This window comes from Desulfolutivibrio sp., assembly GCF_036584575.1.
GTDB lineage: Bacteria > Desulfobacterota > Desulfovibrionia > Desulfovibrionales > Desulfovibrionaceae > Desulfolutivibrio.
Genome location: NZ_JAZHDB010000141.1, coordinates 1 through 3,387, shown reverse-complemented (window position 1 = coordinate 3,387; position 3,387 = coordinate 1). Strand labels below are relative to the sequence as shown.

Annotated in this window: 2 protein-coding genes; both read right to left on the bottom strand. The window is 65.6% G+C overall.

Annotated features, from left to right (window positions below):
- A partial coding sequence (adhE, locus tag V3572_RS10795) for a bifunctional acetaldehyde-CoA/alcohol dehydrogenase (RefSeq protein WP_332110996.1) occupies positions 1-2,454 on the bottom strand: 2,454 nt, incomplete at its 3' end.
- Positions 2,455-2,710: 256 nt separating this feature from the next.
- The coding region (locus V3572_RS10790) for a DnaJ domain-containing protein (RefSeq protein ID WP_332110995.1) at positions 2,711-3,387 on the bottom strand (677 nt) is incomplete at its 5' end.

The window sequence follows — 3,387 nt, the reverse complement described above, 5'->3', positions numbered from 1 at the left end:
GTCCTCGGCAATCCCGGCCTCGCGCAGGGATTTGGGGATGTTCAGGTCGGCCTTGAGGGCCTCCACGGCCGCAACCAGCCGGGCCACCTTGCGATCCCGGTCGTCGCCGCACCCCTCGGCCAATCCGAGGGACTCCGCCATACGTGCGTAGCGCCCCTTGACGAAGGGATAGCGGTACTGAGGCATGAGCCCCTGCTTGGTGGGGTTGTCCGTGGCGTTGTATTCGATGACGTAGGACAGAAGCAGGGCGTTGGCCAGGCCGTGGGGCACGTGGAACATGGCCCCCAGCTTGTGGGCCATGGAGTGGCACACGCCGAGAAAGGCGTTGGCGAAGGCCAGGCCCGCAATGGTGGCGCTGTAGTGCATCTTTTCCCGGGCCATGACGTTTTTACGGCCTTCGTGGTAGGAGGCGCGCAGGTATTTAAAGACCAGGCGGACGGCCTCCAGGGCGTGGCCGTCGCTGAAGTTGGTGGCGAACACCGAGGTGAAGGCCTCGATGCCGTGGGTCAGGACGTCCAGCCCCGAATAGGCGGTCAAGCCCTTGGGCATGTCCATGACGAACTCCGGGTCCACGATGGCCATGTCCGGGGTCAGGGCGTAGTCCGCGATGGGATATTTCATGCCCGTCTTGTCGTCGGTGATGACCGTAAACGGCGTGACCTCGGAGCCCGTGCCCGAGGTGGTGGGGATGGCCACCATGATCGCCTTTTTCCCCATGTCCGGGAAGGCGCAGATCCGCTTGCGGATGTCCATGAAGCGCATGGCGATTTCCTCGAACCGCAGGTCGGGATGTTCGTACATGAGCCACATGATCTTGGCCGCGTCCATGGGCGAACCGCCGCCCAGGGAGATGAACACGTCGGGCTGGAAGGAGCGGATGGAGTCCAGGGCCGCATAGGTTCCCGAGAGGTCCGGGTCGGGCTTGACCTCGCTGAAGACGCGGTGCTGGATGCCGAGCTTTTCCAGGATGGCGGTCACGGTGGTCACGTGCCCCATGGCCTCCATGGTCTTGTCCGTGACGACAAAGGCCCGTTTCCGGGTCTTGATTTCCTCCAGCCCGAGGCGCACGGCGCCCATCTTGAAATAGATCTTGGGCGGCACCCTGAACCACAGCATGTTTTCCCGCCTCTCGGCCACGGTTTTGACGTTCATCAGATGCTTCACCCCGATGTTTTCGCTCACGGAATTGCCGCCCCAGGAGCCGCAGCCAAGGGTCAGGGAGGGGGCCAGCCGGAAGTTGTACACGTCGCCGATGGCCCCCTGGGACGAGGGCATGTTGATCAGGGTGCGGCCCGTGGTCAGAACCCGCTGGAAGAGCCGGATGCGATCCGCATTGGTCTCGTTGGTGTAGAGCACCGAGGTGTGTCCGGCCCCGCCCAAAACGATCAGCTCCTGGGCCATGTCCACGGCCTGCTCAAACGTCTTGGCCCGGTAGAAGCCCAAAACCGGGGAGAGTTTTTCATGGGCGAAGGGGTCGGCGGCGTCGATGGCCTCGCGTTCGGCGATGAGGATCTTGACCGCCGGGTCCACGGCGAATCCGGCCATCTCGGCGATCCTGGCCGCTGGCTGGCCCACGATGGCCGCATTGAGATGGCCGTCCACGAAGATGGTCGCGGCCAGGGCGACGCGCTGCTCCTCGTTGACGAACAGGCAGCCGCGCAGCAGAAACTCGGCCTTGACCGCCTCGGCCACGGACTCCTCCACGATCACCGACTGTTCCGAGGCGCAGATCATGCCGTTGTCGAAGGTCTTGCTCATGATCACCGAACTGACCGACATCTTGATGTTGGCCGTGGCGTCGATGACCACCGGGGTGTTGCCCGCGCCCACGCCGATGGCCGGTTTGCCCGAGCTGTAGGCGGCATGGACCATGCCCGGGCCGCCCGTGGCCAGGATCAGGCTGACGCCCGGGTGCTGCATGAGCAGGCGGCTACGCTCCGCCGTGGGTTCGTCGATCCAGCCGATGATGTGTTCCGGCGCCCCGGCGGCCACGGCGGCCTTGAGGATGATCCGGGCGGCCTCGTTGGTGGAGCGCCAGGCCCGGGGATGGGGGGAAAAAATGATGGCGTTTCGGGTCTTGAGCGCCAAAAGCGACTTGAAGATGGCCGTGGAGGTGGGGTTGGTGGTGGGGATGATCCCGGCGATGATCCCGATGGGCGCGGCCACCTCGCGGTAGCCGTAGGCCGGGTCTTCCTCGATGACGCCGCAGGTTTTGACGTCTTTGTACTTGTTGTAGATGTATTCCGAGGCAAAGTGGTTTTTGATCACCTTGTCCTCGAAAATGCCCATGCCCGTCTCCGTCACGGCCAGCTTGGACAGCGGGATGCGGTTGGCGGCGGCCGCGGCGGCGGCGGCGTGGAACACGGCGTCCACCCGGGCCTGGTCGAATTCGGCATAAAGGTGCTGGGCCGTACGGACCCGGGCCACGAGTTCGTCGATGTAGTCCTTGCTCATGAGCTCCCCATCCGGCCCCTGGGCCGGTATGCATTGCTTGCGTGGTTGTGTTCGCCAGGTTTTGACAGAGAAGACGCGACCGTCCGCCAAGCCGCCCGGCACGGTGGCCCGCCTGGACGCCTCCCGGGGGCAAATCACGATCCGGGAAACCTTCCAGTCTGTGTAGGCAACCATTGTTGCCGTCGTGAGTCAAGCCCGTCGTTGTGCAAAAAATGACAGAAGAAGAGAGGGGAAACGCTTTGTCGGGGAGTCCGCGTCAGGCGGACCAGGACGCGCCGCTGCGGCGGGGACCGGCGCAGAATCGCATGGCCAGTTCGTAGGCCAGATTGACGTCCTTCATGACCTCTTCGTCGCCGCCCAGGTCGGGATGGAACATGCGGGCCATGCCCCGGTAGGCGTTTTTGATCTCCACGGGGGTGCAGGGATAGTCCAGGCACAGGATGTCGTAGGCGCATTTGAGGTTCATGCCCGAATTGCGCGCGGCCTGACGGCCGCGTTCCTGGCGTTCATCGTTAAAGCGATGGCGGGAGGCGCTGTCGGGACGCACGCTCTCGCGGCGGGTGTCGTAGGCGTTGGAACTATGGGAGGCGCGGGATTGGCCGGGCCGCGAGGTCTGGCCGAAGCCCTCCCGCTGCCGCGACTGCCCGGCGGCTGTGCGGCCATAGGGACCGGCGCCGGCCTGTCCGGTCTGGCTCGAGGCCCCGGCCGGGCCCGAGGCTGCGGACGGCCCGGTTCGGGCCGACTGGCCAGCCTGCCCCGCCGTGCTGAAACTGCCGGCCGTGTTCGTCTTCCCGGAAAATCCGAAACGCGGACCTCCGGGCTGGGAGCGACCGGCTGCCCCGCTGCCTCCGGCAGGATCGGGTCCGGCCCCAGCCGTGGCGCCAGCCGTAGCTCCGGGCGTGGCTCCGGCCGCCCGACCGCCGGTGAACGTCC